The 26,009-nt window shown below is 70.2% G+C and carries 27 protein-coding genes and 1 pseudogene; 20 read left to right on the top strand and 8 right to left on the bottom strand.

Features of this window, described 5'->3' with window-relative positions:
- Positions 1 to 177: 177 nt before the first annotated feature.
- The 3 genes from lipA to ACFWXQ_RS43455 all read left to right on the top strand — a co-directional run bounded on the left by lipA (position 178) and on the right by ACFWXQ_RS43455 (position 2,407).
- Positions 178 to 1,143, top strand: coding sequence for a lipoyl synthase (gene lipA / locus ACFWXQ_RS43465; RefSeq protein ID WP_200398735.1), 966 nt, complete (start codon positions 178 to 180; stop codon positions 1,141 to 1,143).
- A 304-nt stretch (positions 1,144 to 1,447) separates the two neighbouring features.
- A complete protein-coding gene (locus ACFWXQ_RS43460) occupies positions 1,448 to 1,648 on the top strand; it encodes a hypothetical protein (RefSeq protein ID WP_143631185.1) in 201 nt (66 codons plus the stop codon).
- A 57-nt stretch (positions 1,649 to 1,705) separates the two neighbouring features.
- Positions 1,706 to 2,407, top strand: a complete 702-nt coding sequence (locus ACFWXQ_RS43455; protein ID WP_055611121.1) for a DUF4191 domain-containing protein — start codon at positions 1,706 to 1,708, stop codon at positions 2,405 to 2,407.
- Between the two features lie 111 nt (positions 2,408 to 2,518).
- Here ACFWXQ_RS43455 and ACFWXQ_RS43450 read toward each other — a convergent pair whose 3' ends face one another.
- The gene (locus ACFWXQ_RS43450; RefSeq protein ID WP_383939816.1) at positions 2,519 to 2,986 is read right to left on the bottom strand and encodes an RDD family protein; all 468 of its coding nucleotides are present in this window, start codon (positions 2,984 to 2,986) and stop codon (positions 2,519 to 2,521) included.
- Between the two features lie 199 nt (positions 2,987 to 3,185).
- On the opposite strand from ACFWXQ_RS43450, the gene glnA reads away from it, so the two are divergent.
- The 3 genes from glnA to ACFWXQ_RS43435 all read left to right on the top strand — a co-directional run bounded on the left by glnA (position 3,186) and on the right by ACFWXQ_RS43435 (position 6,298).
- A complete protein-coding gene (gene glnA, locus ACFWXQ_RS43445; protein ID WP_383939819.1) occupies positions 3,186 to 4,595 on the top strand; it encodes a type I glutamate--ammonia ligase in 1,410 nt (469 codons plus the stop codon).
- Positions 4,596 to 4,781: 186 nt separating this feature from the next.
- Entirely contained in the window at positions 4,782 to 5,717 is a 936-nt protein-coding gene (gene htpX, locus ACFWXQ_RS43440) for a zinc metalloprotease HtpX (protein ID WP_383939822.1), read from the top strand.
- 2 nt (positions 5,718 to 5,719) lie between these two features.
- Positions 5,720 to 6,298 (top strand): hypothetical protein, encoded by a 579-nt coding sequence (locus ACFWXQ_RS43435; protein WP_383939825.1) that lies wholly within the window; start codon positions 5,720 to 5,722, stop codon positions 6,296 to 6,298.
- Between the two features lie 12 nt (positions 6,299 to 6,310).
- On the opposite strand, the gene ACFWXQ_RS43430 is transcribed toward ACFWXQ_RS43435, so the two are convergent.
- The gene (locus ACFWXQ_RS43430) at positions 6,311 to 6,601 is read right to left on the bottom strand and encodes a hypothetical protein (protein ID WP_383939828.1); all 291 of its coding nucleotides are present in this window, start codon (positions 6,599 to 6,601) and stop codon (positions 6,311 to 6,313) included.
- Between the two features lie 303 nt (positions 6,602 to 6,904).
- On the opposite strand from ACFWXQ_RS43430, the pseudogene ACFWXQ_RS43425 reads away from it, so the two are divergent.
- A pseudogene (locus ACFWXQ_RS43425) lies at positions 6,905 to 8,076 on the top strand (winged helix DNA-binding domain-containing protein).
- Positions 8,077 to 8,177: 101 nt separating this feature from the next.
- On the opposite strand, the gene ACFWXQ_RS43420 reads toward ACFWXQ_RS43425, so the two are convergent.
- Positions 8,178 to 8,486 (bottom strand): hypothetical protein, encoded by a 309-nt coding sequence (locus tag ACFWXQ_RS43420; RefSeq protein ID WP_143631201.1) that lies wholly within the window; start codon positions 8,484 to 8,486, stop codon positions 8,178 to 8,180.
- Positions 8,487 to 8,763: 277 nt separating this feature from the next.
- Here ACFWXQ_RS43420 and ACFWXQ_RS43415 point away from each other — a divergent pair, with 277 nt between their 5' ends.
- Entirely contained in the window at positions 8,764 to 9,138 is a 375-nt protein-coding gene (locus tag ACFWXQ_RS43415; protein ID WP_383939831.1) for a hypothetical protein, read from the top strand.
- 122 nt (positions 9,139 to 9,260) lie between these two features.
- Here the strand turns inward: ACFWXQ_RS43415 and ACFWXQ_RS43410 are convergent, their stop codons facing one another.
- Entirely contained in the window at positions 9,261 to 9,644 is a 384-nt protein-coding gene (locus tag ACFWXQ_RS43410; protein WP_383939834.1) for a DoxX family protein, read from the bottom strand.
- Positions 9,645 to 9,788: 144 nt separating this feature from the next.
- Here ACFWXQ_RS43410 and ACFWXQ_RS43405 point away from each other — a divergent pair, with 144 nt between their 5' ends.
- The gene (locus ACFWXQ_RS43405; protein WP_383939836.1) at positions 9,789 to 10,178 is read left to right on the top strand and encodes an arsenate reductase family protein; all 390 of its coding nucleotides are present in this window, start codon (positions 9,789 to 9,791) and stop codon (positions 10,176 to 10,178) included.
- A gap of 107 nt (positions 10,179 to 10,285) precedes the next feature.
- A complete protein-coding gene (locus ACFWXQ_RS43400; protein ID WP_383939839.1) occupies positions 10,286 to 10,969 on the top strand; it encodes a hypothetical protein in 684 nt (227 codons plus the stop codon).
- Between the two features lie 41 nt (positions 10,970 to 11,010).
- Here the strand turns inward: ACFWXQ_RS43400 and ACFWXQ_RS43395 are convergent, their stop codons facing one another.
- Complete coding sequence (locus ACFWXQ_RS43395) at positions 11,011 to 11,868, bottom strand: alpha/beta fold hydrolase (RefSeq protein ID WP_383939842.1); 858 nt, start codon at positions 11,866 to 11,868, stop codon at positions 11,011 to 11,013.
- A 95-nt stretch (positions 11,869 to 11,963) separates the two neighbouring features.
- Between ACFWXQ_RS43395 and ACFWXQ_RS43390 the strand changes: the two genes are divergently transcribed.
- From ACFWXQ_RS43390 to ACFWXQ_RS43360, 7 genes are all read left to right on the top strand, one after another.
- Complete coding sequence (locus ACFWXQ_RS43390) at positions 11,964 to 12,413, top strand: MarR family transcriptional regulator (RefSeq protein WP_383939845.1); 450 nt, start codon at positions 11,964 to 11,966, stop codon at positions 12,411 to 12,413.
- A 287-nt stretch (positions 12,414 to 12,700) separates the two neighbouring features.
- On the top strand, positions 12,701 to 13,729 hold the full coding sequence (glnII, locus tag ACFWXQ_RS43385; protein WP_383939848.1) for a glutamine synthetase: 1,029 nt from the start codon (positions 12,701 to 12,703) through the stop codon (positions 13,727 to 13,729).
- A 444-nt stretch (positions 13,730 to 14,173) separates the two neighbouring features.
- Positions 14,174 to 14,776, top strand: coding sequence for a winged helix-turn-helix domain-containing protein (locus ACFWXQ_RS43380; RefSeq protein ID WP_383939851.1), 603 nt, complete (start codon positions 14,174 to 14,176; stop codon positions 14,774 to 14,776).
- Positions 14,777 to 14,885: 109 nt separating this feature from the next.
- The gene (locus tag ACFWXQ_RS43375) at positions 14,886 to 15,929 is read left to right on the top strand and encodes an NAD-dependent epimerase/dehydratase family protein (RefSeq protein WP_383939853.1); all 1,044 of its coding nucleotides are present in this window, start codon (positions 14,886 to 14,888) and stop codon (positions 15,927 to 15,929) included.
- An 84-nt stretch (positions 15,930 to 16,013) separates the two neighbouring features.
- Positions 16,014 to 17,330 (top strand): sensor histidine kinase, encoded by a 1,317-nt coding sequence (locus tag ACFWXQ_RS43370; protein WP_383939857.1) that lies wholly within the window; start codon positions 16,014 to 16,016, stop codon positions 17,328 to 17,330.
- On the top strand, positions 17,315 to 17,968 hold the full coding sequence (locus tag ACFWXQ_RS43365) for a LuxR C-terminal-related transcriptional regulator (protein ID WP_383939861.1): 654 nt from the start codon (positions 17,315 to 17,317) through the stop codon (positions 17,966 to 17,968). Before ACFWXQ_RS43370 ends, ACFWXQ_RS43365 begins: the two co-directional genes overlap by 16 nt.
- 282 nt (positions 17,969 to 18,250) lie before the next feature.
- Positions 18,251 to 19,810, top strand: a complete 1,560-nt coding sequence (locus tag ACFWXQ_RS43360; protein ID WP_383939863.1) for a DUF1996 domain-containing protein — start codon at positions 18,251 to 18,253, stop codon at positions 19,808 to 19,810.
- A 133-nt stretch (positions 19,811 to 19,943) separates the two neighbouring features.
- Here the strand turns inward: ACFWXQ_RS43360 and ACFWXQ_RS43355 are convergent, their stop codons facing one another.
- On the bottom strand, positions 19,944 to 20,381 hold the full coding sequence (locus ACFWXQ_RS43355) for a hypothetical protein (protein WP_383939866.1): 438 nt from the start codon (positions 20,379 to 20,381) through the stop codon (positions 19,944 to 19,946).
- Positions 20,382 to 20,544: 163 nt separating this feature from the next.
- Here ACFWXQ_RS43355 and ACFWXQ_RS43350 point away from each other — a divergent pair, with 163 nt between their 5' ends.
- The 3 genes from ACFWXQ_RS43350 (at position 20,545) to ACFWXQ_RS43340 (ending at position 23,829) form a co-directional block, all read left to right on the top strand.
- Entirely contained in the window at positions 20,545 to 21,072 is a 528-nt protein-coding gene (locus ACFWXQ_RS43350) for a tetratricopeptide repeat protein (protein WP_383939924.1), read from the top strand.
- A 60-nt stretch (positions 21,073 to 21,132) separates the two neighbouring features.
- Complete coding sequence (locus ACFWXQ_RS43345; RefSeq protein ID WP_383939868.1) at positions 21,133 to 23,076, top strand: hypothetical protein; 1,944 nt, start codon at positions 21,133 to 21,135, stop codon at positions 23,074 to 23,076.
- Positions 23,077 to 23,139: 63 nt separating this feature from the next.
- Positions 23,140 to 23,829: a TetR/AcrR family transcriptional regulator gene (locus tag ACFWXQ_RS43340; protein ID WP_383939871.1), complete on the top strand. Its 690-nt coding sequence runs from the start codon at positions 23,140 to 23,142 to the stop codon at positions 23,827 to 23,829.
- Positions 23,830 to 23,982: 153 nt separating this feature from the next.
- Here ACFWXQ_RS43340 and ACFWXQ_RS43335 read toward each other — a convergent pair whose 3' ends face one another.
- Together ACFWXQ_RS43335 and ACFWXQ_RS43330 are read right to left on the bottom strand one after the other, a co-directional pair.
- On the bottom strand, positions 23,983 to 24,339 hold the full coding sequence (locus tag ACFWXQ_RS43335; protein WP_383939874.1) for a 5-carboxymethyl-2-hydroxymuconate Delta-isomerase: 357 nt from the start codon (positions 24,337 to 24,339) through the stop codon (positions 23,983 to 23,985).
- Between the two features lie 27 nt (positions 24,340 to 24,366).
- Positions 24,367 to 25,992, bottom strand: a complete 1,626-nt coding sequence (locus tag ACFWXQ_RS43330; protein ID WP_383939877.1) for a SpoIIE family protein phosphatase — start codon at positions 25,990 to 25,992, stop codon at positions 24,367 to 24,369.
- Positions 25,993 to 26,009 lie beyond the last annotated feature (17 nt).

The raw sequence follows: 26,009 nt of genomic DNA, 5'->3' as shown, positions 1-26,009 counted from the left end.
CCCCTAAAGGGTCTTTAGGGGCGCGGGGAACTGCGCGGCCAGCCCCCACCCACCTGCACCCGACAACACAGCCCCGGGAATGCACCCCCGTTCCCGAAGGTTGCCCACCCCGGGGGGCGAGAAGCGAACGGGCGTACCCTGGTGTACGCCGAAGAATCGAAGCTACAGGGAGCCGATGTGTCCGCAGTCGCACCCGACGGACGCAAGATGCTGCGCCTGGAGGTCCGGAACGCCCAGACCCCCATCGAGCGCAAGCCCGAGTGGATCAAGACCCGGGCGAAAATGGGCCCCGAGTACACGAAGATGCAGAACCTCGTGAAGAGCGAGGGCCTGCACACGGTCTGCCAGGAGGCGGGCTGTCCGAACATCTACGAGTGCTGGGAAGACCGCGAGGCCACGTTCCTCATCGGCGGCGACCAGTGCACGAGGCGCTGCGACTTCTGCCAGATCGACACGGGCAAGCCCGAGGCGCTGGACCGCGACGAGCCGCGCCGCGTGGGCGAGTCCGTGGTCACCATGGACCTCAACTACGCGACCATCACGGGCGTCGCCCGCGACGACCTGGAGGACGGCGGCGCCTGGCTGTACGCGGAGACCGTGCGCCAGATCCACGCGCAGACGGCGAACCGCGAGACCGGCCCCACCAAGGTCGAGCTCCTCGCCCCCGACTTCAACGCGGTACCCGAGCAGCTGGCCGAGGTCTTCTCCTCCCGGCCGGAGGTGTTCGCGCACAACGTCGAGACGGTCCCCCGCATCTTCAAGCGCATCCGCCCGGGCTTCCGCTACGAGCGCTCGCTGAAGGTCATCACCGACGCCCGCGACTACGGTCTGGTCACGAAGTCGAACCTGATCCTCGGCATGGGCGAGACCCGCGAAGAGGTCAGCGAGGCCCTGCGCCAGCTCCACGAGGCCGGCTGCGAGCTCGTCACCATCACGCAGTACCTGCGGCCCTCCGTGCGCCACCACCCCGTGGAGCGCTGGGTCAAGCCGCACGAGTTCGTCGAGCTGAAGGAGGAGGCCGACCAGATCGGCTTCTCCGGAGTCATGTCGGGCCCGCTGGTCCGCTCCTCGTACCGCGCGGGCCGCCTGTACCAGATGGCGATCGAGAAGCGCGGCTCGTACGTCGCCTCGCAGGCCGTCTGAGACGAGGCGGGACAGGGGCCGCGCGACACGTTGCGCGACCTGCGGGATGGCACGCAGTGCCACCCTTGGCGTGTGAGTCCGAGCACAAGCAACTACCCACCGGTAGTGGCCGATACGACGCGGTCCTGACCGTCCCCGCAGATGGGGGCACCATCAGGGCCGCGTCAGTGTTTTCGGGCCGCGCATCAAGGTTTCATTGGCGTTTGACCGGTCGGTCACGCCCTGGTAACACCATTCAGTGACCCTGGTCTTACGCCACGTAGAGCCCCAGCCAGTGCCGCCATCCCGAGGGGGGACCTCCATCATGCAGACCGCGCCCGTCCGCGCCACACCGATTCCGTCGTTCGGCGATGCACTCCGTGCCGTCGAATCACTGCTCCTGAGCAGCGGCCAGCGCACCGCCCGCCGCAACGCCTGGACCTCGGTCCTGGAGGACCGCCGCCGCGCCAAGGACCGCGTCGAGGCACAGCTCGTCCTGGAGAAGAGCCTCAGCGGCCGTCACTGAGCCGCCGACCCGGCACCGCCGTCGTCGGCACTTCCCACGCCACGTAGACTTCACGGCATGGCGAGGAAGGAATCCGCAGCGGACGCTGCGAACCCCGGGCGACTCAAGCAGATCGCCCTGACTTACAAGATGACCCGCAAGGCCGACAAGATGATCGGTCTTGTGCTCGCGGCTGTCGGAATCGGCACCCTCGGTGTCTTCCTCGCGATCGGCTTCTTGATCGGTCACCCGATCTATCTCGGCATTCTCGGCCTCCTGCTCGCCTTCCTCGCGTCGGCGATCGTCTTCGGACGCCGGGCCGAGCGTGCGGCGTTCGGGCAGATGGAGGGCCAGCCGGGTGCGGCCGCCGCGGTGCTCGACAATGTCGGGCGCGGCTGGACGACCACCCCGGCGGTGGCGATGAACCGCAGCCAGGACGTGGTCCACCGGGCCGTCGGCAAGGCCGGCATCGTCCTGGTCGCCGAGGGCAACCCGAACCGGGTGAAGAGCCTGCTGGCCGCCGAGAAGAAGAAGATGGCCCGCATCGTCGCGGACGTGCCGGTGCACGACATCCTTGTCGGCACGGGCGAGGGCCAGGTCGAGCTCAAGAAGCTCCGCACGACGATGCTGAAGCTGCCCCGCGTCCTGTCCGGCCCCCAGGTCACCGCGACCAACGACCGGTTGCGCGCACTTGGTGACCTTATGTCCAATATGCCCCTCCCCAAGGGCCCGATGCCCAAGGGCATGCGCATGCCGCGCGGCGGCCCCAAAATGCGCTGACACACTCCCGTACGACGAAGACGCACTCCGCGTACGACGATTGGGGGCGCCCGGATCACTCCGGGCGCCCCCATCGTCGTACAGGCCCTGTCGTCGTACGGGCCGGGATCGTCAGATCCTGACCTCGACCGTGCGGGCCAGGCGGTCGTGGAGGCCCCTGCCGTCGCGGTCCCAGATCAGGGCCGGGAGGGCGACGCACAGGAGGGCCGTGCGCAGGAGGGCGCGGAGCGGGTTGACCGTGCCGGTCTCCAGGGCGAGGACGCGGAGGCCGAACAGGCGCTTGCCCGGGGTGAAGCCGAGCGTGCCGACGGTCAGGACGCTCACGCCGAAGAAGACGGCCAGCGCCCAGTTGCCCGTCGCCTGGCCGTAGCCGTCGGTGATCAGGCCGTATGCGATCAAGAGGCACAGGCCCCAGTCGACGGCGAGGGCGCCCAGGCGCCTCCCGGGGCGGGCGATCGAGCCGGGGCCCGACTCGGGCAGACCCAGCTGCTCGCCGCGGTATCCGAAGTCGGCACCGGCTTCCTCCGCGGCCGCGCGGGGTCCGGAGAGCCACGATCCGATTGCTTGCCTGTTGTCCACCCGTCCACGGTACTGCGCCCGATTTGGCATGCGTACAGGTGGGGTGTTCCGGGCCCGGTCCGGTTAACTTGGGCGAAACAAATGGGTCACGCTTGAGAAATCACCCGTCCCTAAGGTCGGGCTCAGCGTGTGCCACCGCACTGGCCGCACGAACGAACTACCACCCCGGTCCACAGTGAGCGGGAGTAGGAGGAGCTGGATGTTCCAGAACGCCGACGAGGCCAAGAAGTTCATCAAGGACGAAGACGTCAAGTTCGTCGATGTCCGCTTCTGCGACCTGCCGGGTGTGATGCAGCACTTCACCATTCCGGCAGAGGCCTTCGACCCGACCGAGGAACTGGCCTTCGACGGCTCCTCCATCCGCGGCTTCCAGGCCATCCACGAGTCCGACATGGCGCTCCGCGCCGACCTGTCCACCGCGCGCGTCGACTCCTTCCGCCGCGACAAGACGGTCAACATCAACTTCTTCATCCACGACCCGATCACGGGCGAGCAGTACTCCCGTGACCCGCGCAACGTGGCGAAGAAGGCGGAGGCGTACCTCGCGTCGACGGGTGTCGCCGACACCGCGTACTTCGGCCCCGAGGCCGAGTTCTACGTCTTCGACAGCGTGCGCTTCGAGACCAAGTCGAACGAGGCCTTCTACCACATCGACTCCGAGGCGGGCGCCTGGAACACCGGCGCCATCGAGGACAACCGCGGTTACAAGGTCCGCTACAAGGGCGGTTACTTCCCGACCCCGCCGGTCGACCACTTCGCCGACCTGCGTGCCGAGGTCTCCCTGGAGCTGGCCAAGTCCGGCCTCCAGGTCGAGCGCCAGCACCACGAGGTGGGCACCGCCGGCCAGGCCGAGATCAACTACAAGTTCAACACGCTGCTCGCCGCGGCCGACGACCTCCAGCTCTTCAAGTACATCGTGAAGAACGTCGCCTGGCGCAACGGCAAGACCGCGACGTTCATGCCGAAGCCGATCTTCGGTGACAACGGCTCGGGCATGCACATCCACTCCTCGCTGTGGGCGAACGGCGACCCGCTGTTCTACGACGAGGCCGGTTACGCGGGCCTGTCGGACACCGCCCGCTACTACATCGGCGGCATCCTCAAGCACGCCCCGTCGCTGCTGGCGTTCACCAACCCGACGGTGAACTCCTACCACCGCCTGGTCCCCGGCTTCGAGGCCCCGATCAACCTGGTCTACTCGCAGCGCAACCGCTCCGCGGCCATGCGTATCCCGATCACGGGCTCGAACCCGAAGGCCAAGCGCGTCGAGTTCCGCGCGCCCGACTCCTCCGGCAACCCGTACCTCGCCTTCTCGGCGCTGCTGCTCGCGGGCCTCGACGGCATCAAGAACAAGATCGAGCCGGCCGAGCCGATCGACAAGGACCTCTACGAGCTGGCCCCCGAGGAGCACGCGGGCGTCGCCCAGGTCCCGACCTCCCTCCCGGCCGTCCTGGACCGCCTTGAGGCCGACCACGAGTTCCTGCTCGCGGGCAACGTCTTCACGCCCGACCTGATCGAGACGTGGATCGACTACAAGCGCACCAACGAGATCGCTCCCCTGCAGCTGCGTCCGCACCCGCACGAGTTCGAGCTGTACTACGACGTGTGATCGACCCCGTGACCGACACGTACGCGTAGCGCGTCACGGCTGATGATCGAAGCCCTGTCACCGCCCTCGGGCAGTGACAGGGCTTTGTCGTTCTTTGCCTGGTGGAGGGCCGATCCAGATCAATTCGTGGAAATGCCCGGGTGCACACTGGAATCGGGACGAGTGCCCGATTTCGAGGTGATGGTTATGCAGAGCCGCTTCCAGGCCGACCGGGGACTGACCGCGCGGATGGGCATCACGTTGTTCCTGCTCGGGCTGCTGTACGTGGCCTTCGTGGCCGTGCTGATCGTGCTGCTGAAGTCCTGGGTGCTGGTCGTGGTGATCGCCGCAGCGCTGCTCGGCGCGCAGTACTGGTTCTCGGACCGGATCGCGCTGTACGCGATGCACGGCCGGGTCGTCGAGCGCGAGGAGTATCCGCAGCTGCACGGGGTGATCGACCGGCTCTGCGCGACCGCCGACATGCCGAAGCCCGTGGTCGCCGTATCCGACATGGAGATGCCGAACGCCTTCGCCACCGGGCGCAACGCCGACCACGCCGCGATCTGCGTGACGACCGGGCTGCTGCGCCGGCTCGACCCCGCCGAGCTGGAGGGCGTACTCGCCCACGAGCTGTCGCACGTGGCGCACCGCGATGTCGCGGTGATCACCGTGGCCTCGTTCCTGGGAGTGCTCGCCGGGCTCGTCGTGCGCTTCACTCTCTACTCGCAGGTGTTCGGCGGGCGGGGACGCAAGGACCAGAACACGGTCATCGTCCTGATGACCGTGATGGCGGTGTCCGCGGCCGTCTACGCGCTCAGCTTCCTGCTCATCCGGGCCCTGTCCCGGTACCGCGAGCTGGCCGCCGACCGGGCCGGGGCCATGCTCACCGGGCGCCCTTCGGCGCTGGCCTCCGCGCTGACCAAGCTGCACGGGGACATCGCGAAGATCCCCACGCGTGATCTGCGGACCGCGCAGGCCTTCAACGCCTTCTACTTCACGCCCGCGTTCGGTGCCGCGCCTGGTGCCCAGCGGTACTTCTCGTCCCTGTTGTCGACGCACCCGAGCCTGGAGGACCGGCTCGACCAGCTCGGCCGTATCTCCGGCGAGCTGGGCGAGGCGCCGGCCCCCGGGAAGGCGGGCTGAGCATGGGGCTCCTCGACATCCTCCTCGGCCGCAGCAGGCCCGTCGCGCCCGATCTCGACCAGCTCTTCGGGCTGCCGTCGGCCTCTGTGACGCTGGAGGCGGCGGCCGGGTTCAGGCCGACCGGGCACGGCTCGGTGTGCTTCGCCTCCGTCGAGGGGGCCGCCTTCGACGACGTACGGGAGGAAGTGCGGGAGCTGCTCGACGCGGACTCGGAGCCGCCGGTGGAGGTGAGCCGGGACGACTACGGGTACACCTGGCTGGTGTCGCGGCGGGAGCCGGACGATCTGCCCGCGCTCGTCGGTGATCTGCACGCGGTGAACAGCACCCTGGAGGGCAGCGGGTTCGGCCCGCAACTGCTGTGCTCGGTGGTCGGGTTCCACCACGCCGACGGGCGGCGGCTCGGGCTCGTCTATCTCTACAAGCGCGGGACCTTCTACCCGTTCGCGCCGCTGCCCGGTGACGGCCAGCGGCGCGACAACGCGCTGGAACTGCAGGTCAGGGCGGCACTCGGCAACGACCTGCGGGTGGAGCAGGACCTGGGCCGGTGGTTCCCGCTGTGGGGAGCGCCGGGCCTGGGTTAGCGCGTACCCGGACTAGTTCCGCTTCTGGCGGGTCATCCAGGGGCGTTCGCGGCGGTAGCGGCGCTCCCACCTGGCCTGCTGGTCACGGCGCTGGCGGTAGGCGCGGTAGTCGTTGTCGCCGCGTGCCGACGAGCCGGCCGGACCCGAGCGGCCGCGGGACGACGAGGAGCCCGTCGTGCCCGGGCCGGTGTGGCCGTAACGGAAGTGCAGGTAGAGCAGGGCTGCCCCGGCGAGCCACCAGAGCGGGTTGTTGAAACCGAGGACGACCAGAGCGAGGATCGCCAAAATGATCAAGGTACCCATGATGGGTCTCCTTGTGCGTGGGTGGTGGGACCTTGAGATGTCCGACGCGGCGCTGGGTCACGGCCCAGGGGCGGGCACCCGTCCGTCGGTGCGTTGAGAGTAGCCCTCAGGATGCCGGGTGATGCCTGTCCGACGGAAACGAATAACGCCAGCTTCTGAGGGCGAACGCTCACAGAACTCCTGAAGTCGAACAAAACCGGTGCTCGGAGCGAGAATCCAGGGGCGGGGCCGGGACAGAACAGTGCGGGACACGGCAGGGCAGGGCCGGACACGGCAGGGCTACTGAGCGACACAGGGGATCGAGTGAGCGGACACGTGCGGTACATCGAGGTGGCGGAGCGGCGGGCCCGGATGGCCGTCGGGCAGCGGCTCGGGCGGACTCGCCGGAGGAGGTCGCGGAGTCGCTGGTCGCGCTGCACGGGACGGATCCGGCGAGCGTCTTCCTCGCCGTGGGCGCGCGCCTGGCGGACGCGGCGAAGACCGTGCCGGAGACGGAACGCGCGCTGTACGAGGACCGGACGCTGGTACGGATGCACGGCATGCGGCACACCGTGTTCGTGTTCCCCACCGGGCTCGTTCCGGTCGTGCACGCGTCCACCGGGCTCACCGTCGCCGCGCGGGAGCGGGCCGCGCTGATCAAGGACATGGCCAAGGCGGGTGCGCCGGACGCGGAGTGGCTCGCGGAGGTGGAGGCGTCGGCGCTGGCCGCGCTGGCCCGGCGCGGGGAGGCCACGGCAGTGGAACTGGCCCAGGACGAGCCCCGGTTGAGGGAACAGTTCGCGTACGCGGCGGGGAAGAGCTACGAGGGCGTGCACACCGTCTCCTCGCGGCTGTGGAGGGTGCTGGGGGTCGAGGGCCGGGTCGTACGAGGGCGGCCGCTGGGCTCGTGGACGTCCACCCAGTTCCGGTGGGCAGTGACCCCTCCCTCCCCCGAACTGCCGGTCGCCGAGGCCCAGTCGGAGCTGGTGCGGCGGTGGCTCGGCGCGTGCGGGCCGGCCACGGAGGCGGACCTGAAGTGGTGGACGGGCTGGAAGGTCACCGACGTACGCGCCGCGCTCAAGGCGGTGGGGGCGGTGGCCGTGTCGGTGGACGAGGGCGTCGGATACGTCCTGGCCGATGCCGTGGAGCCGGTCGGGGCGGTCGAGCCGTGGGCGGCGCTGCTGCCCGGCCTGGATCCGACGGCCATGGGCTGGCAGGAGCGGGACTGGTACTGCCCGCCGGAGCTGCGGTCCGCGCTGTTCGACCGCAGCGGGAACATCGGGCCCACCGTGTGGTGGGACGGGCGGATCGTCGGCGGGTGGGCCCAGCGGCCCGACGGCGAGATCGCCTGGCGGCTGCTGGACACCGAGGGCGTGGGCCGCGAGGCGCGGACGGCGATCGGGGCGGAGGCCGCGCGGCTGCACGCCTGGGTGGGCCCTACCCGGGTCACACCACGCTTCCGGACGCCGCTGGAACGGGAGTTGGCGTCGGCCTGACGCCGGGAGTCGTCGCCGCCCCAACTCGTTGCACACCGCAGCGCCGCCACGACCCGGTGCGCCGTCCGCCCCGACAGACGGGCGGCGCACCGGGAGCGAGCTCAGCGGGCGTACCTCATCAGGGCTCGGACCATGTGGCACGTGGTGTCCGACGGCGGGTGGATCCCGATGAGTTGGGCCGTGCTGCGGATCTTCTCGTTGCGGGCCTGGTTCGGTACGTACACACCCGAGTCGAGGAGGGCGATCGCGAGTCGCATCGCCTTCAGACGGCGGTTGTGCGTCACGTACCAGTCGCGCGGGCGGCCCGGTGGCAGCGGACGCTTCTCGACGGGCTCGTACGGCAGGTCGAGCAGGACCGCCCTCTTGGATGTGGACTGGGTGGGCAGCGGGCTGAGTGCGGCAGCGGGCACAGGCATCCTCCTGTCGCGGTCAGGGAACCGTCCGGCCTCTCCGGCGGCCCCCTCGAACACTACTTATAGTTTACCGGCCACCACTGACAATCAGGGATCCCAGGACGTCCAGTAAATGCCCAGGTGGGCAAGGCAATTGGCGCCGTGTCACACATGGTTTGCGAGATGTACGTGGGGCGGCGAAAAATCGAACAGAGCCACCTCCTCACCCTGCGTCGTTCTTGCTCAGGCGGCCGAGCTGTGGCTGACTGTCAGCGGCGTCGAGGGGGGAGCCGGCATGGGCAACTGGGCCGTGATCGCGCAGTACAGCAGCGACGTGTACAAGACCGAGTTCATCTGCCGTGGGCAGGAAACGAAGGAACAGGCGCTGAAGGCACTCCATGCCGTCCTCCACACGTATCTGCCGAGCAAAGGCATCATCGAGAAGCGGCGCCACGTGTACCGCTTCACGGACCAGGAGTCGTACCTGGTGGTGATCAAAGGCAGGCTGTCGGAGTGGGAGTGCACCCTGCGCGTCGCGGAGCTGATCTCGGACTCGACCGACCCGGCCGTGGCCGAGCGGGCGCGGCTGGAAGACGGGGCGGGGCAGCCGGAGGACGGCGCGGCGGAGGCGCCCGACGGACCGCAGGACCGGATTCCGCCCGGCTACTGAGCGGCACGCCGAACTCCGCCCGCGTCGACGGCCCTGCGGGAACTGTGGCCGGTCGGCCGGCCAGGATCCCGGGCAGCCGGGGGGCCGCCGTCAGTGGTCAGCCGGTCAGCGCGGCCGACCGGTCAGCCGGTGAAGGATTCGGGGCCGAAGCGGCCCCAGGCGATGAATGCCGCGAGTGCGAGGTAGGTCAGGTTCAGCAGTACGAACCTGACCTCGCCGAGGCGGCCGTGGGTGACCATCGCGCCGATCATCAACAGGACCCAGCAGGCGGCGGTCACCGGCACCAGAACGGGGGCGATGTCGAGCGCGGCGGGCAGGATCAGGCCCACCGCCGCCAGGAGTTCGAGGACGCCGAGGGTTTTGACGAAGCCGACGCCGGCGCCCTCGGTCCATCCCCCGCCGTTGGCCGCGGCCAGCGTCTCCTTGGGCACGAACGCCTTGGTGATGCCGCCGGCCAGGGCCACCGCGGCCAGCAGTCCGGCACAGATCCACAATGCGAGGTTCATGGGGTCACGCTCCTGGTGCTCGGCATCTCCGCTCCACCTCTCCGGTGGGGTCCGGGCATGGAGACGTCGGACGGCGGAGTTTTGTGACATGGCCGGCGCCACCCCTGAAGCGGGGGCGAAGCGGCCGGGCATACCTTGTGCGGTATGGAGATCTGGATCAATCCGGCATGTTCGAAGTGCCGCAGTGCCGTCAATCTGCTGGACGAGGAGGGGGCCGCGTACACGGTTCGGCGGTACTTGGAGGACGTGCCGAGCGAGGCCGAGATCCGGGAGGTCCTGGAGCGGCTCGGGCTCGAACCCTGGGACATCACCCGGACCCAGGAGGCCGTGGCGAAGGAACTGGGGATGAAGGAGTGGGACCGGGACGCCGGTTCGCGGGAGCGATGGGTCGCGGCGCTGGCGGAGCATCCTCGGCTCATCCAGCGGCCGATCATCACCGCGGAGGACGGAACCGCCGTCGTGGCACGTACGGACGACGCCGTACGGGACGCTCTGGGCCGAAGTCAAGGTAAGGATCCCTCAACTCCCGTGTGATCTTTGTTACTTAGGTGACTCGTGTGAACTACTGAGTAACCTCGTTCGGTATCTCGTACATAGCGGCGGACGGCCACCGCCAGGGGTGGCCGGGACAGGAGCCGCTCATGTCACGCAGGAGAACTCTCGGCCCGAAGAAGAAGATCGCGCTGCTGGTGAGCGCCGCGGCCGTGGCCGGCGGCGGGGCCTTCGCCTTCGCCGCCACCTCGAACGCGAGCACCAACGCCCCGGCCGCGCAGTCCTCCGTGGTCTGCGACGGGCTGGCCACCGCGCTCGGCAACAACGAGAAGTTCATCGAGGGGCAGCGCACCAGCCCGGACGCCCAGTCCGAGGCCCGGATCGCCAACCGGGAAGCGGTGATCGCCCAGATCAAGGTCCAGCAGGAGGCCTCCGGTTGTGAGGTCGGCGAGTCCTCGCAGGCAGGCGCACCCCAGGGGACGCCCGCCACGTCGGCCCCGCCCGCCGCTGCCGACCCAGCGGACCCCGCCGAGCAGCCCTCGCAGAGCGCTGCCCCGCCCGCTGCCGGTGACAACGCTGTCGGCGGCCAGCAGGTCTGCAACGGTTCCACCGTCACCCTGTCCGGCGAGGCCGGCGCCCCCGCGGCGTCCAGCAACCAGTTCCCGGCCGGTACGAAGCTGAAGGTCACGAACCTGGACAACAACAAGTCCACGACCGTGGAGGTCACTTCGGTCTCCGGCAGCTGCGCGCTCCTGAACAACGCGGCGTTCGAGCAGGTCCGCGAGCCCGGCAAGTTCCTGATCCGCAGGGCTCTCATCGAGAAGGTGGGCTGACGGGACGGTTCCCGTTTGTGGGACCCCGCCGCAGTGACGGTTCAGGCTGCCAGGAAGCCGGTCAGTCTGCGGTTCAGCTCGGCGGGGTCCGTGTGGGGCAGCGCGTGGTGCGACACGTCCGGCAGGACGGCCACCTCCGCGCGCGGCAACAGGGTGGCGGCGCGAGCCGCCACCCGTCGTGCGTCATGGGCCCTGCTTCTCCCGGCCAGCAGGACCAGGACCGGCAGATCGAGCGCGTGCAGGGCCTCCGGCCCGGGAGCCGGACCCGTCACCGGCCGTACGAGCGGGAAGGTGCCGGCCTCCTCCTGAAGACGCAGCCAGTCGTGGTCGAGCGGGACTCCCCCGGTCTCCCACTCCAGGAAGGCGCGCAACCGGCGGGGCGAGCGCCGCAGCATCATCGAACCGGCGCGCAGCAGATACTCCGCCCTGAACCCGGAGAAGCACTTCGTCGGGTCGAGGAGGACCAGCCGGCTCACCCGCTCCGGCGCGCGCAGCGCGTACTGCAGGGCGATCCAGCCGCCGTACGAGTGCCCGCCCAGGTGGATCCGGGCGGCCGGAGCGGCGCCCATGTCGTGCAGAAGCGCGCCGATGAGTTCGTCCAGCCACGCGGTGAGGTGTTCGACGGTGCGCAAGGGGCTCTCGGTATCGCGTACGCTGCGGCCCGGTTCGCCGATCAGGTCGACGGCGTGGACCCGGTGCGTACGGGCGAGTTCGGCCGCGTTGGCGAACCACGAGGCCGAGGTGGCGCCGCCTCCGCCCGGTAACAGGAGGAGCGGGGCTCCGTCGCGCGGACCGCAGACGTTGACCACCGTCTCGCCGAAGGCGGTGCGGACGCTGATCTCCTCCCGGTCGGCGGGCCACTTGGCCATGACCTTGTCGTACGCCGCGCTGAAGTTCATGCTCCCCTTCCCCTCCCTCTATTATCTCGCTGAACGAGATACTCACTCATCGAGATGATAGACGGGGACGCGGTGTGAAGGACCAGGGGCCCGAGATGGAAATCGTCCATCTCCTGCGCGAGGCCATCGTCGAACTCGGCCTGCACAGCGCCCGGTTCGCACACGACAACGGCATGCACGCCACGGACGTCAGGGCGCTGATCTGCCTCATGGACGCCCGCAGGGACGGGACCGAGATGACGGCCGGACGGCTCGGCGGGCTGCTCGGGCTCAACTCGGCGGGGACCACCGCCGTCGTCGACCGGCTCGAACGGCTGGGGCACGCACGGCGGGTACGGGACGGGCGCGACCGTCGCCGGGTGCTCGTCGAGGTGGAGAAACGGGCGGTCGAACTGGGCCAGGCCTTCTTCGGCCCGCTGATCGACCGGTCCGTGGAACTGCTCCGGGGGTACGACGAGCGCGAACTGGCTGCGATCCGGGGCTTCCTGACGGGCGTACGGGAGGCCGCGTCGGGCGCGGCACCGGGCGCGGAGCCGGATGTGTGACCCGGAGGTGTGGGGCGAAACCCATCGCATACGAGGGCCGGAGCGGCGGTCCGGGGCTGGGCGGGTGTCATGCGGAATCCGCTGTTCGGGAGGCGGGTACGCGGCGCGCGAACGCTCTCAGCGAGTGAGTCGCAGCACAGAGGCGCCAGGTAACACGGGGTTCACATTCGAGCAATGATCGGGAAATCGCCTGTTGACAGGCTTCCCGGCATTCCCCGCGGCGCCCGCTGCCGCAGCGCCGCAGCACCCGCACCGCGCTGAGAGACCCACCCCGAAGGATGTGGCCCGTGACCTTCAAGGCTGAGTACATCTGGATCGACGGCACCGAGCCGACGGCCAAGCTCCGTTCGAAGACGAAGATACTGGCCGACGACGCGAAGGGTGCGGAGCTGCCGATCTGGGGCTTCGACGGGTCCTCCACGAACCAGGCCGAGGGTCACGCCTCCGACCGCGTGCTCAAGCCGGTCGCCGTGTTCCCGGACCCGATCCGCGGCGGCGACGACGTGCTCGTCATGTGCGAGGTCCTCAACATCGACATGACGCCGCACGAGTCCAACACCCGTGCCGCGCTCACCGAGGTCGCGGAGAAGTTCGCCGCGCAGGAGCCGATCTTCGGCATCGAGCAGGAGTACACCTTCTTCAAGGGCACGCGCCCGCTCGGCTTCCCCGAGGGCGGCTTCCCGGCCGCGCAGGGCGGCTACTACTGCGGTGTCGGCTCGGACGAGATCTTCGGCCGTGACATCGTCGAGGCCCACCTGGACAACTGTCTGAAGGCGGGTCTCGCCATCTCCGGCATCAACGCCGAGGTCATGCCCGGCCAGTGGGAGTTCCAGGTCGGCCCGGTCTCGCCGCTGGAGGTCGCCGACCAGCTGTGGGTGGCCCGCTGGCTGCTCTACCGCACCGCCGAGGACTTCGACGTGTCCGCCACCCTCGACCCCAAGCCGGTCAAGGGCGACTGGAACGGCGCCGGTGCGCACACCAACTTCTCCACCAAGGCGATGCGCGAGGGTTACGACGCGATCATCACCGCGTGCGAGTCGCTGGGCGAGGGCTCGAAGCCGCTCGACCACGTCAAGAACTACGGCGCCGGGATCGACGACCGGCTGACCGGTCTGCACGAGACCGCTCCGTGGAACGAGTACTCCTACGGTGTGTCCAACCGTGGTGCCTCGGTGCGGATTCCTTGGCAGGTGGAGAAGGACGGCAAGGGGTACATCGAGGACCGGCGGCCCAACGCCAACGTCGACCCTTACCTGGTGACTCGGCTGATCGTCGACACGTGCTGCTCTGCGCTTGAGAAGGCTGGGCAGGTCTGATTCGGCTGCTGTTCTTCGGAAGGGGCGTCCACCTTTGGGTGGGCGTCCCTTCCGCGTTCGGTCAGGGGTGGTGTCGGGGGCGTGGGCGGGTGCGGGTGGGTGGGGGCTTGTCGCGCCCCGCGGCGGAGCCGCAAATCGACACAGCCCCGCGCCCCTTGGTGGGTCGCCCCTCGGTAAGTGAAAGCTGTCCGGCCTGTGAGAGGAGGCTGCTGTTGGGGGCGCGTGTCTGCTTCAATGAGGGCATGACCGGCTTCCAGGAGTTCAGCGCGGCGGGGCGTCGTGATCTTGAGCCTTTCTGGCCTTCCCGGCAGCATCATGACTTCGACCGGGTGTGTTGTCGCGCGGTGAACGCGCGGGCCCTCTAAAGCCGTACATCCCGGCCTTCGGCCAGCGCGCACGACGTACGTCCTCCGACGACCTCTCGCGCGAAAGAGCTGACCTCACATGGCGAACACCCGTTCCTTCTCGTCCGTTGCCACCGCCCCCTCCACGGCGCCCACCCCGGTCCCGTCCACGGGCTCGGCGCGCCATCGACTGCGTGCTGTCGACCGGGACGAGGTGGTCGACGTCACGGACCTCCTCCCGCCGGGCGCCACCTGGCTGCCCGCTCCCCCGCACACCCTGCCCACGCTGCCGGGCCGGCCGCCGATGATCGGGTACCTGGTCCTCGTGCCGGCCGACCAGCCGTCCCTCCTGCCGGTCGCCGTGCCGGACGCGGACCGGGCGGAGCCGCAGGGTGAGGGCGAGGACGACGGCTCCCTCGTACGCGTCGACACCGTGCAGCGCACGGCCGAGGTCGACGGGCGGCCGCTGGATCTCACGTATCTGGAGTTCGAGCTGCTCGCGCATCTCGTGGCGCATCCGCACCGGGTGCACACCCGCGACCAGCTGGTCACCACGGTGTGGGGCTACGGGCATGTGGGCGACGGCCGGACCGTGGACGTCCACATCGCCCGGCTGCGCCGCAAGCTCGGGGCGGAGCACCGGGAGGCGATCCAGACGGTGCGGCGCGTGGGGTACAAGTACACGCCGCCGACCGCGAGCTGATCCCGGCCCCGCACCCGCACCTACTTACCGATTCGTCCGTCGGCGGAACGGTTCTTCTGTCGGCAGATTCCCGTTCCGTCGCGCGGGGCCGCCGGGCACAGTCACCCGTATGAGACTTCTGATGCTGGGTGGTACGGAGTTCGTGGGCAGGGCCGTCGTGGAGGCGGCGCTCGCCCGCGGCTGGGACGTGACGGTCTTCCACCGGGGGCGCCACGAACCTCCGGCGGGGGTGCGGTCCCTGCACGGCGACCGCACCGCGCCCGACGGGCTCGCGGCGCTCGCCCGGACCGAGGAGGAGTGGGACTTCGTCGTCGACACCTGGTCCGCGGCCCCGCGGGTCGTCCGGGACACGGCGCGGCTGCTGGCGAACCGCGCCCGGCGCTACGTGTACGTGTCGAGCTGTTCCGTGTACGCCTGGCCGCCCGCGGCGGGGTACGACGAGGGCAGCCCGCTCGTGGAGGGCGCCTCTCCCGACGCGGAACAGACCGACTACGCGCGCGACAAGCGGGGCGGCGAACTGGCCGTGCTGGAGGCCTTCGGCGAGGAGCGGGCGCTTCTCGTACGGGCCGGCCTGATCCTCGGCCCGTACGAGAACATCGGGCGGCTGCCGTGGTGGCTGGACCGGGTGGCGCGCGGCGGGCCGGTCCTCGCGCCCGGTCCCCGTGAACTGCCGCTCCAGTACGTCGATGTCCGTGATCTGGCCGAGTGGACCCTCGGGGCGGTGGAGGCGGGGGCGGACGGGGCGTACAACGTCATCAGCCCCTCGGGGCACGCGACCATGGGGGCGCTGCTCGACGCGTGCGTCCGGGTCGCGGGAGGCACGGTTGCAGGAGGCACGGTTGCAGGAGGGCCTGCGGCGGGGGGTCCGGCCGAGCTGCGGTGGACCGAGCCCGAGGTGATTCTCGCGGCCGGGATCGAGCCGTGGATCCAGCTGCCGGTGTGGGTGCCGCCCGGCTCGGAGTCGTACGACGCGATGCACCGGGCCGATGTGTCCAGGGCGGTACGGGACGGGCTGCGGTGCCGGCCGGTCGCCGAGACGGTGGCCGACACCTGGAGCTGGCTCCAGGGCATCGGCGGCACGGCTCCCCAGCGGCCCGACCGGCCGGTGGTCGGGCTCGACCCCTCGGTGGAGGCGAAGGTCCTGGGCGGCTGAGCGCCGTGGGGGTGGCGTTGGCACCACCCCCGCCGGGTGGTTCGGCCCAGTGACCGCGGCGGCGGGCTCGGCGAGACTGAGGGCATGAACACGAACGGGGACCACACGAACGGGGACAACGGGACCGGGGACAACGGCACCGGCGGCGGCAGGCTGCGTACCGCCGCGCTCGCCGGGGTGCGGTCCCTGGTGCTGGCCGTCGTGGTGCCGGTCGGGTCGATCACCCTCTTCGTCCTGTCCGTCGTGTCGATCGTCCTCGTGCCGCTGGGCATCGGCATCGTCACGACACCGTGGGTGCTGGCGGGCGTACGCGGCTTCGCGAACTGGCGGCGGCTGGTGGCGGCCCAGTGGTGCGGGGTGCGGATCCCGCCCGCGTACCGGCCGGTCCCGAAGGACGCGAACCCCTGGACCCGGTGCTTCCGGCTGCTCGGCGATCCGGCGACCTGGCGGGACCTGATGTGGCTGCCGGTCGACATGATCGCGGGCTTCGTCACCGCGCTGCTGCCCGCCGCGCTGCTCACCTACCCCTTCGAGGGGTTCGCGCTGGGTGCCGGGCTGTGGCAGGTCTTCACGGACGGCACCCGTGTCGGCTGGTGGTACGGGTTCGTGCCCATCAGCGGGCAGCTCAGCGCCCTCGCCGCGGCCGCGCTGGGAGCGGCCCTGCTCGTCACCGGCGTGTACACCGCTCCCCTGCTACTGCGGGTCCACTTCCTGCTGACCCGGTCCGTCCTCGCGTCCGGCCAGGGCGAGCTCGCCGAGCGCGTCCGTGTGCTCACCGAGACCCGGCGCGACGCCGTCGACACCTCGGCGGCCGAACTGCGCCGTATCGAACGGGATCTGCACGACGGGGCGCAGGCCAGGCTGGTCGCGATGGGCATGGATCTCGGCACCATCGAGGCCCTGGTCGAGAAGGACCCGGCGAAGGCCAGGCAGCTGCTCGCGCAGGCCCGCAAGTCCTCCGCCGAGGCACTCACCGAACTGCGTGACCTCGTACGCGGCATCCACCCGCCCGTGCTCGCGGAGCGCGGACTCGGCGACGCCGTACGGGCGTTGGCGCTGCGGCTGCCGATCAGCACGGAGGTGGACGTGGAGTTGCCGGGCCGGGCGGGCGAACCGGTGGAGGCGGCCGCGTACTTCGCCGTCAGCGAGGTCCTCACCAACGCCGTCAAGCACTCGGGGGCGGACCGGATCTGGGTCGACATCCACCACTCCCCGGAGCACGGCGGCATGCTGCGGATCGCCGTCACCGACGACGGCGGCGGGGGCGCCACGATCGGCGCGGGTTCGGGACTCTCCGGAGTCGAGCGGCGACTGGGTACATTCGACGGCGTCCTGGCCGTCAGCAGTCCCGCGGGCGGCCCCACCATGGTGACCATGGAGATCCCTTGCGAGTTGTCCTAGCCGAAGACCTGTTCCTGCTGCGCGACGGACTGGTCCGGCTGCTGGAGGCGTACGACTTCGAGATCGCCGCGGCCGTCGAGACCGGGCCCGAACTCACCCGGGCACTGGCCGAGTTGACCCCGGACATCGCCGTCGTCGACGTACGTCTGCCGCCCTCGCACACGGACGAGGGGCTGCAGTGCGCGCTGGCGGCCCGGCGGGCGAGACCGGGGCTGCCGGTGCTGGTCCTCTCGCAGCACGTGGAGCAGTTGTACGCGCGCGAGCTGCTCGCCGACGGGGCCGGCGGGGTCGGCTATCTGCTCAAGGACCGGGTGTTCGACGCCGAGCAGTTCATTGACGCCGTGCGGCGGGTCGCGGCGGGCGGTACGGCGATGGATCCGCAGGTCATCCAGCAGCTGCTGACGCGGCGGCAGGCGGACGACCGGCCGCTGGGCCGGGTGACTCCGCGCGAGCTGGAGGTTTTGGAACTGATGGCGCAGGGCAGGTCGAATGCGGCGATCGCGGGCCAACTGGTGGTCACGGAGCGGGCGATCGCAAAGCACACGTCCAACATCTTCGCGAAGCTGGGGCTTGAGGTCTCGGACGACGACAACCGTCGCGTCCTGGCCGTTCTCGCCTATTTGGACCAGGACCGCTGAAAGGGTCCCGAACGAGGATCGGGAAAGATCGGCGGCGGTCGTCCGGAGATCCGCCAGGAGACGGGTCCGAGGTTCCGCTTTCGCTGAATGATATTCAATAAACCCCGCTCAACTGCCGTTGTTTCAGGGGCTTCTGGGCCCCTTGCGCCGGGATTGCGTCCCCGAACTCTCACCAATTTCTTGGACCACTGAACGCCTCAGGAACCCCCTCCGTATTGAACGGAGCCGCTTCACCTCCTGTCGGGCGCCTCAATGCCCCCGCAAGGAAGCCAGAGGAGTTCCATGGGACGCACAAACCGTAAACGCCGCTCCACGCTCGCCAACCGGGCGATAGCCGCATCGGCGGCTCTCGCGCTGGGTGGCGGCGGTCTGCTGGCGGCCAACATCTACGCTTCTGCGGGCGAGGGCAAGAACTCGACGCAGAACGCGCAGACGACGGCCGCCGGAGTGGCGACGATCAAATGTCCGGACGTCGGCCAGCAGCTGACCGACGTACCGAGGGGCGCACGCGCCGGTGTCGACAAGGAGCTGGCGAAGCTCGACCAGCAGGTCACCGAGGCGTACAAGCGCCTCGCCGACACACGCCAGGCCCAGGCGGGGGACTCCAGCTACGTCAACAACGCCATCCTCAGTCCGCTGAAGTCCAAGCGGACGGCCACGATCGACCGGATCAACAACAGCATCAAGCGCAAGGGGGGCAAGGCCCCGCAGGGAGCCGACCAGCTCGCCGGGTGTGAGGGTGTGCCGGCCGACCAGCCCGCCGCCGGTGAGGGCCAGGGCGGCAACGGTCAGGATCAGGGCCAGGACAACGGCCAGGATCAAGGTCAGGACCAGGGTCAGGACAACGGCCAGGACCAGGGTCAGGACCAGGGCAACGGGCAGGACCAGGGCAACGGTGGCCAGGACGGCAACGGTCCCGCGGCCGCCGACTTCCAGGACATCACCCAGGTCCAGCCGACCGGTGGCGCGAAGGGCGTCGGTCCGAACGGGCTCCCCGCGAATGGGGACGGTGGTTCCACGGGCACGTTCACCACGAACTGTGGCACGAACGAGAACGAGAACCGCAACTCGGACAACGTGATCGTCGCTCCCGGTGTCAGCAACGGTGCCCAGCACCAGCACGACTACGTCGGCAACCAGGACAACGACGCTTTCGCGAGCGACCAGGACCTGGCTGCGGCGGACACCACCTGCCAGAACCAGGGTGACAAGTCGTCGTACTTCTGGCCGGTGCTGCGTGTGCAGGACGGTCAGGACGACATCGACGCGAACGCCCCCGGTGGCGGTCAGGACGGCAACGTCGGCACGATCCTCCAGCCGGCCGAGGCCCAGCTGAAGTTCGTGGGCAACCAGCAGGGCGATGTGGTCGCGATGCCCACGGCCCTTCGCATCATCACCGGTGACGCCAAGTCCTTCGTGAACGGCCTCGCCAACGCCAACACCAACTGGAGCTGCACCGGCTTCGAGGACCGTCAGCTGACGGACAAGTACCCGATCTGCCCCCAGGGCAGCTCCGTGGTGCGCACGACCAACTTCCAGAGCTGCTGGGACGGTCAGAACATCGACTCGGCCAACCACCGCACGCACGTGTCCTTCGTCCAGGCGGACGGCACCTGTGGCAACGGTTTCCAGGCCATCCCCCAGCTCCAGGTCCGCCTGGTCTACGACGTAGATGCGCCGCAGATCCAGAACGGGCAGGTACAGAACGCCTTCGCGGTGGACTCCTTCCCGGACCAGCTGCACAAGCCGATCACCGACCACAACGACTTCATCAACTTCTTCGACGAGAACACGATGAACCAGGTGGTCGACTGCATCAACAGCGGTCAGGACTGCCAGTAACACAGAGGCAGTGAGCAACAGGCAGTAAGCACGAGAAAGCCGGCGGTGGGATTTCCCACCGCCGGCTTTCGCTTGCCCCGAATGCCTTCGTCCGAATGCCCTCGAACCCCGCCGGTCGGCGCGGTCGACGCGGTCAGCTGCTGTGGCCGCCGCTGTTGTGGCTGCCGCCGGGGTTCATGTGCTCGGAGCCTTCCTCCATGGTCCCGCCGAGCTGGCCGCGCAGTGCGGTGACCGTCTTCTGCTCGCCGACGGCGACCCACTTGCGGCCGACGAGGTAGTAGCCGCCGTAGTCCTTCGCCCCGTTCAGCCACTCGCGCTGACCGCGGTCGGTGGCGAAGGTCGCGAGGATGTACTTGCCGCCCTTGGTCTTGCAGATGGCCTGCCGGATCGTGTCCGCATCCGTCTGCATGTCCGGCTTGCAGCCCGCCTCGCTCGCGATCTGCTCCAGGCTCCCGCTCGCGGTCTCGGGGACCTTCTCCCCGCTGTCCTCGGACCCGCAGCCGGTCACCGCCAGCAGTGCCGTGACCGCCCCGGCCGTACCGACCGCGAGCCTCTTCCTCGTCAAACGCATTCGTACGTACCTCCGGCTCGGTTCCGGCCCACGCCGCTGAGAGCCCCGGTAGAGGGCTCTGCCTTCGGATACGGCTCCCGCACGCCCGGCGCTCAATCGCCTCCGTGTTTACGGCATCACCGGACACATCACAGTGACGCGCGCCACATCGGCGGCCTCACGCCTGTGCGAGGGTGGGCCCGTGACGACCATCGATGCTGACTGGGACGAGCGGGTGACGGCCGCCTGGGCCGCCTTCGACGACTATGCCGAGGAGCAGGAGGCCGACTTCCGCGCGGTGATCGACGCGCTGGTCGCCGAGCTGCCCGCCGACAGCCCGGTCGGCCCGTTCGAGCGGGCCTGTGCCTGGGACTCGACGGGCCACTCGGACCGGGCCGTGCCGCTGTACCGGGAGGCGCTGGCGCGCGGGCTCGACGGCTACCGCGGCCGGCGGGCCAAGATCCAGCTCTCCAGCTCGCTGCGGAACACCGGGCAGCCGGAGGAGGGCGTCAAGCTGCTGACACCGGAACTCGTCGCACCCTCGGACGAGTTGGACGACGCCGTACGCGCCACACTCGCGCTGTGCCTGGCGAGTCTGGGCCGCGAACGCGAGGGGCTCGCGCTCGTCCTCGGTGCCCTGGCCGCTCATCTGCCGCGCTACCAGCGGTCGATGGCCAACTACGCGCGTCTGCTCGTGGAGCCCGAGGCGTAACTCCCCGTGGACTCGGGGCAGTCCAGGTGACCAACCACGGATTCGCTCGTTTTGCTGAACGTGCAGTCACAGGATGTCGCCCCGCGCCCCGCACCGGACCCCCGCCCCGGACCGGTCGTCGATGTCGAGCAGGCCGAGGCCGCGCTCGTCGAGCACTATCCGCGGCTCGTCCGGCTCGCCTATCTGGTGCTGCCGCCGAGCCTCGGCCGCAACCGCCGGGTGCTCACAGCGCACGCGCTCACCCAGCGCGCGCTGCCCCGGGGCCGGACGTCCGGCGACGCCTCGGTCCTGCCCTCCCAGAAGACCGCCGAGGGCCGCGACGCCGATCCCGGATACGCGTACGTACGCCTGCGGGTGCTGCGTACGGCGCTGGAGGCCGGCCGCCCGCTGACGTTCAGGGCCTGGCCGAAGCGGGCGCAGCTGCCGCCGCTGCTCCCCCAGGTGTGGGGCCTGCGGCTCTTCCCGCGCTCCGGCGGCGCCGACGAACTCGCCCTGGACCAGCGGCTGTCAGCCCTGTCGGCCCCGGCCCGCGCCGCCTACGTCCTGCGCGGTCTTGAGCGCCTTGCCGACGCGGACGTGCGCAGGGTGCTGGCCGCGGCGGGCGAGGAGGACCCGGACGACGCACTCGCCGAGGCCGACGACATCGAGGCGAAGTACGGGCTGCTGGCGTCCCCCGAGTTCGATCCCTGCTCGCTGCAGGCCCGGCCGCCGGACCTGATGCGCCGCCGCCAGCACATGAAGGCGGCGCTGGCCGCGGCCGCCGCCGTCGCGGTGTGCGGGGCGCTGCTCGGGCTGCCGGGCGACGGCTGGGGTCCCGACGGCGCGGCCGCTCCCCCATACGCGCAGAACCCCTCCGCCCAGGCCGCGTTGGATCCCGGCAAGCTGACGCTCGTTCCGGCCGCCGCCTGGCAGACGTCCACACGCACCGACTTCTCCGTGTGGCCCGCGCGCGGCGCCCTCACCGGTGACAGGGCACTGCTGCGCCGCGCGCTCGCCGTCTGGGCACGCCCCGGCGAGTCCGTGCAGGTCTCGGCCACCCCCGGCACCCCGTCGGGCGCCCCGCCCGGACCGCCCCAGCTGCTGTACGCGGGCGAGGTCGACCAGAGCCGGGTCGTGCTGCTCCACGACGGACTGCGCATCGCGCGCTACGCCGAGCCGAAGGACGGCACGCAGGGCGCCGCCCTCGACTTCGCGCGGGTCGACGGCGCCACGGGCGCCGAGGCGAACGCGGTGGTCCTCGGCCGCTCCGACGGCAACGTCCGCTATCTGACGGCACCGTGGGTGCGTACGGCGACGGTCCGCGACCTGCTGAAGTCGGCGGCCGGCGCTTCCGACTCCTCCGGAGCCTCGCGTCTGGGCCGGTCGGCGGACGGGGTGACCGAGCCGTTCGCCAGCCCCGCCCAGCAGACCGGCGAGTGCCGCTCGTGGAACGCGCTGGAGCTCACGGACCGTTCGGGCACCCGGCTGACGACCGACCTCGGTGAGCTGACCCCGGCCCGTCTCACCTCGGGCAGCCCCGGGCAGCCCCGTGATGCGTCGGCGGCGACCTGGTCCCCGCTCGCCTGCTCCCTGGCGGCCGTCCGCAGCCAGGGCGTACGCACGGTGAACGCCTGGCAGTACGCCCGGCAGCCGCTGCCCGACGCGAGCGGTACCGCGAACTGGCTGTGCACCCGCGCGGACACCTGGCGCGGCGGCGGCACACGGGTGCTGGCCCAGTTCCACGCCCAGGGCCAGCCGTACGGCGCGGTCGCGGCGAAGGCGGAGAACGTGGCCGCCTGCGGCGCGAAGGACTCCCACGTCCTGGCGGGCGTCCTGTGGAAGTCCGGTACGGGTGACTGGTATCTCCTCGCCGCCGGAAGCAAGGACACCGCGTCGATCCGTGCGACGGGCGGAGTCGACGGATCCACGCAAGGGAATCTCCTTGCCGTACGGGCCCAACAGGGCGCGCAGGCAGGCCTGAAGGGGACCCTGGCCGACGGAAGGTCGATCGGCGGCCTGCGCTGACGCGGTGAACACCCGCGCGGATCCGACCGGTTCGCGGCCGGATCCGATCGGTAAGGTGTTCGTATGACAACCGGGGTACGCCGCAGGATGGGTGTCGAGGAGCGGCGGCAGCAGTTGATCGGCGTCGCCCTCGACCTGTTCAGCCGACGCTCGCCCGACGATGTCTCCATCGACGAGATAGCAGCCGCCGCGGGCATCTCGCGCCCGCTGGTCTACCACTACTTTCCCGGCAAACTCAGCCTGTACGAAGCCGCGTTGAAGCGTGCCTCGGACGATCTGGCGGAACGTTTCATTGAACCTCAGGAGGGTCCGCTGGGCGCGCGGCTGCTGCGGGTCATGCGGCGGTACTTCGACTTCGTCGACCAGCACGGGCCCGGTTTCTCCGCCCTGATGCGCGGCGGCCCTGCGGTCGGCTCCACCAACACGAACGCCCTCATCGACGGCGTACGACAGGCCGCGTACCTCCAGATCCTGGCGCATCTGCGGATCGACCGGCCGCCCGCCCGGCTCGAACTGGTCGTCCGCTCCTGGATCTCCCTGGCCGAGTCGACCGCCCTCATCTGGCTGGACGGCCGCCGCATCCCCCGCGCCGAACTGGAAGCCCAACTCGTCCACGACTTCGCGGCCCTCGCCGCAGTCAGCGCCGCCTACGACCCCGAAATGGCCGCCCTACTACGCCACATGCTCGCGGAAGAACCAGCAGAGGGCCCATTCACGGACTTGATAGGCCGCTTGGTCTCACTGGCGTCGTAGAGGGGCCCCTTCAGGGGGCGCGCCCCGTCAGGGGCGCGGGGAACGGCGCAATCTTTTGTCTTTCAGGGGCGCGGGGAACGGCGCATCTTTTAGGGGCGCGGGGAACTGCGCGACCAGCCCCCACGCACCCGCACCCGACGAACCGCCCGGACGTCAGTCCACAAACTTCTGGTAAGACGCATCAAGGTCCCGCACCTCCGCGGACGCATGCAACACCACACCACCAACCGGCTTCACATACCCCCGCAGAACCTCAAGCGCCCGCTCGGTCAACAGAAGCTTCGTCTCCTCGGACCGCCCGGCCAACAGCGCGACCGTGACATGGACGAGCCCATGCCCGGTGGCCTCCGCCCCCACAACAACATCCTCCGCGGTCCGAAACCGCGTCTTGCACGCCTCGATCCTCGCGGCAGCCGTCTCCACCACCACGGCATGCAGCGCGACAGCGAACCCCTGCCGATCGAACGCGTCGGAGAGGGACGTCGAGTAGTCAACGGTGATCTGCGGCACGGGCACTCCTGTTCTAGGCCAACGCGCTCACCCTAGCCGCAGGGCAAGCAGCGCGATGTCGTCCTCCGGCGCCCCGCCGAACCGCTCCAGAAGCGTGTCGCACAGGGCGGACACCCCTGGCGGCGCCTCGGCCGCGGCCGTGCGGAGTTCCTCCATGGAGACGGCCAGATCGACGCCGCGGGTCTCGATGAGACCGTCGGTGACCATGAGGAGCCGGTCCGTGGGATCGAGGAACATCTCGACGGGCGGCTGCCGGGGCAGGCCAAGACCGAGCCCGAGCAGCGGCCCGGCAGCCTTGGCGTACTCGGCGTTGCCCGAGTCGCGGACGATCAGCGGCGGGATGTGGCCCGCGTTGGCGATCCGGGTGCGCCCGGTGGCCGGGTCGACGTGGACCAGACAGACGGTGGCCGTGACCTCGGGGTGGTAGCGCTGCAGCATGTGGTCGAGCCGGTCGGCGAGTACCGCGGGATCGGATTCCTCGACGCAGTAGGCGCGCAGGGCGTGACGCATCTCGACCATGACGGTGGCGGCGTCCAGCGAGTGCCCGACGACGTCCCCGACCGCGGTGAGCACCCCGTCGTCGGTGCGCAGCGCGGCATAGAAGTCGCCGCCGATCTCGGTCTGTTGGGAGGCGGGCACATAGCGCACCACGACGTCGACACCGGCGAGGTCGGGCAGCCGGTGCGGCTGGGGCAGGAAGCTGTGCTGGAGCGTGAGGGCGACATGGCGTTCGACCTGGTACATCAGCAGGGGTTCGGCGGCGAGTGCGGCGGCCTGGGCGAGGCGGCCGACCAGCTCGGCGTCGTCGGGTTCGCCGGGCCGGGGTATGCGCAGGGGCGTCGCGAAGCACACCGGTGCCCGGCCGTCCTGGGTCAGGGTGAGCACGAGGCGGGCGTCGTCCCGGCCGCCGGGCCGGAAGAAGCCCATGGGCCACAGATGCGCGGGCACGACGGTCCGGAACACCCCGGTGCGCCCCTTGCTCATCTGGTTGATCAGCCGGACGACGGCCTCCTGCGCGTCGCTGTCCGGCACGGCGAAGGCGCTGCGGCCCTTGGAGCTGCTGTAGTACAGCTCGCCGTCCGGGCCGAGGACGAAGACGGCGGCCGGGCCACCGGTGAGCCTGGCGGCGCCCTCGGCGGACGCGTCGGCGAGTTCAGTGAGGTTGCGCGCGGCCTGGACGGTGACGATCATCCGGGACAGCAGGGTCAGCCGGCGTACGAGCATCTCGGCGCCGGAGCGCGTCTGGGCGGCGCGCACCGCGGCCCGTACGACGGCCCGGATCTCCTCGGGTTCGGCGGGCACCGTCAGATACGCCTCGCCGCCGGCCTCCAGGCCCTCGCACCGGTCGGCTGGTGCCACGGCGGCGGCGGAGAAGTGGACGACGGGCAGCGTGGACATGGGCGGCTGCGCCTTGAGCAGGCGGCACAGTTCGAAGCCGCTCATGTCCGGCAGGCCGACGTCGATGAGGGCCACGTCGGGCAGGGATCCCGCGCGCAGCCGTACGTCGAGTTCGACGAGCGCCTCGCTCGCGGTGGCCACGGGGACGACCCGGTGACCGGCGCGGCGCAGCACGGCCCCGAGCGCGTAGCGACTGGCCGGCATGTCGTCGACGATCAGCACGGTGGTACGCGTCCTGTTGGCGTTGCCGTCCATCTGCGCAGCCCCCGGGG

This window comes from Streptomyces sp. NPDC058697, assembly GCF_042715345.1.
Lineage (GTDB): Bacteria > Actinomycetota > Actinomycetes > Streptomycetales > Streptomycetaceae > Streptomyces > Streptomyces liliifuscus.
Note: the sequence above shows the minus strand (reverse complement) of the source record. Positions and strands in the feature narration are given on the sequence as shown.

Bases quoted from the DNA above. Each gene is read 5' to 3' on its own strand.
- ACFWXQ_RS43460 (WP_143631185.1), top strand. From the start codon at position 1,448: ATGCAGACCGCGCCCGTCCGCGCCACACCGATTCCGTCGTTCGGCGAT.
- ACFWXQ_RS43455 (WP_055611121.1), top strand. From the start codon at position 1,706: ATGGCGAGGAAGGAATCCGCAGCGGACGCTGCGAACCCCGGGCGACTC.
- glnA (WP_383939819.1), top strand. From the start codon at position 3,186: ATGTTCCAGAACGCCGACGAGGCCAAGAAGTTCATCAAGGACGAAGAC.
- htpX (WP_383939822.1), top strand. From the start codon at position 4,782: ATGCAGAGCCGCTTCCAGGCCGACCGGGGACTGACCGCGCGGATGGGC.
- ACFWXQ_RS43435 (WP_383939825.1), top strand. From the start codon at position 5,720: ATGGGGCTCCTCGACATCCTCCTCGGCCGCAGCAGGCCCGTCGCGCCC.
- ACFWXQ_RS43430 (WP_383939828.1), bottom strand. From the start codon at position 6,601: ATGGGTACCTTGATCATTTTGGCGATCCTCGCTCTGGTCGTCCTCGGT.
- ACFWXQ_RS43415 (WP_383939831.1), top strand. From the start codon at position 8,764: ATGGGCAACTGGGCCGTGATCGCGCAGTACAGCAGCGACGTGTACAAG.
- ACFWXQ_RS43410 (WP_383939834.1), bottom strand. From the start codon at position 9,644: ATGAACCTCGCATTGTGGATCTGTGCCGGACTGCTGGCCGCGGTGGCC.
- ACFWXQ_RS43405 (WP_383939836.1), top strand. From the start codon at position 9,789: ATGGAGATCTGGATCAATCCGGCATGTTCGAAGTGCCGCAGTGCCGTC.
- ACFWXQ_RS43400 (WP_383939839.1), top strand. From the start codon at position 10,286: ATGTCACGCAGGAGAACTCTCGGCCCGAAGAAGAAGATCGCGCTGCTG.
- ACFWXQ_RS43395 (WP_383939842.1), bottom strand. From the start codon at position 11,868: ATGAACTTCAGCGCGGCGTACGACAAGGTCATGGCCAAGTGGCCCGCC.
- ACFWXQ_RS43390 (WP_383939845.1), top strand. From the start codon at position 11,964: ATGGAAATCGTCCATCTCCTGCGCGAGGCCATCGTCGAACTCGGCCTG.
- ACFWXQ_RS43380 (WP_383939851.1), top strand. From the start codon at position 14,174: ATGGCGAACACCCGTTCCTTCTCGTCCGTTGCCACCGCCCCCTCCACG.
- ACFWXQ_RS43375 (WP_383939853.1), top strand. From the start codon at position 14,886: ATGAGACTTCTGATGCTGGGTGGTACGGAGTTCGTGGGCAGGGCCGTC.
- ACFWXQ_RS43370 (WP_383939857.1), top strand. From the start codon at position 16,014: ATGAACACGAACGGGGACCACACGAACGGGGACAACGGGACCGGGGAC.
- ACFWXQ_RS43360 (WP_383939863.1), top strand. From the start codon at position 18,251: ATGGGACGCACAAACCGTAAACGCCGCTCCACGCTCGCCAACCGGGCG.
- ACFWXQ_RS43355 (WP_383939866.1), bottom strand. From the start codon at position 20,381: ATGCGTTTGACGAGGAAGAGGCTCGCGGTCGGTACGGCCGGGGCGGTC.
- ACFWXQ_RS43340 (WP_383939871.1), top strand. From the start codon at position 23,140: ATGACAACCGGGGTACGCCGCAGGATGGGTGTCGAGGAGCGGCGGCAG.
- ACFWXQ_RS43330 (WP_383939877.1), bottom strand. From the start codon at position 25,992: ATGGACGGCAACGCCAACAGGACGCGTACCACCGTGCTGATCGTCGAC.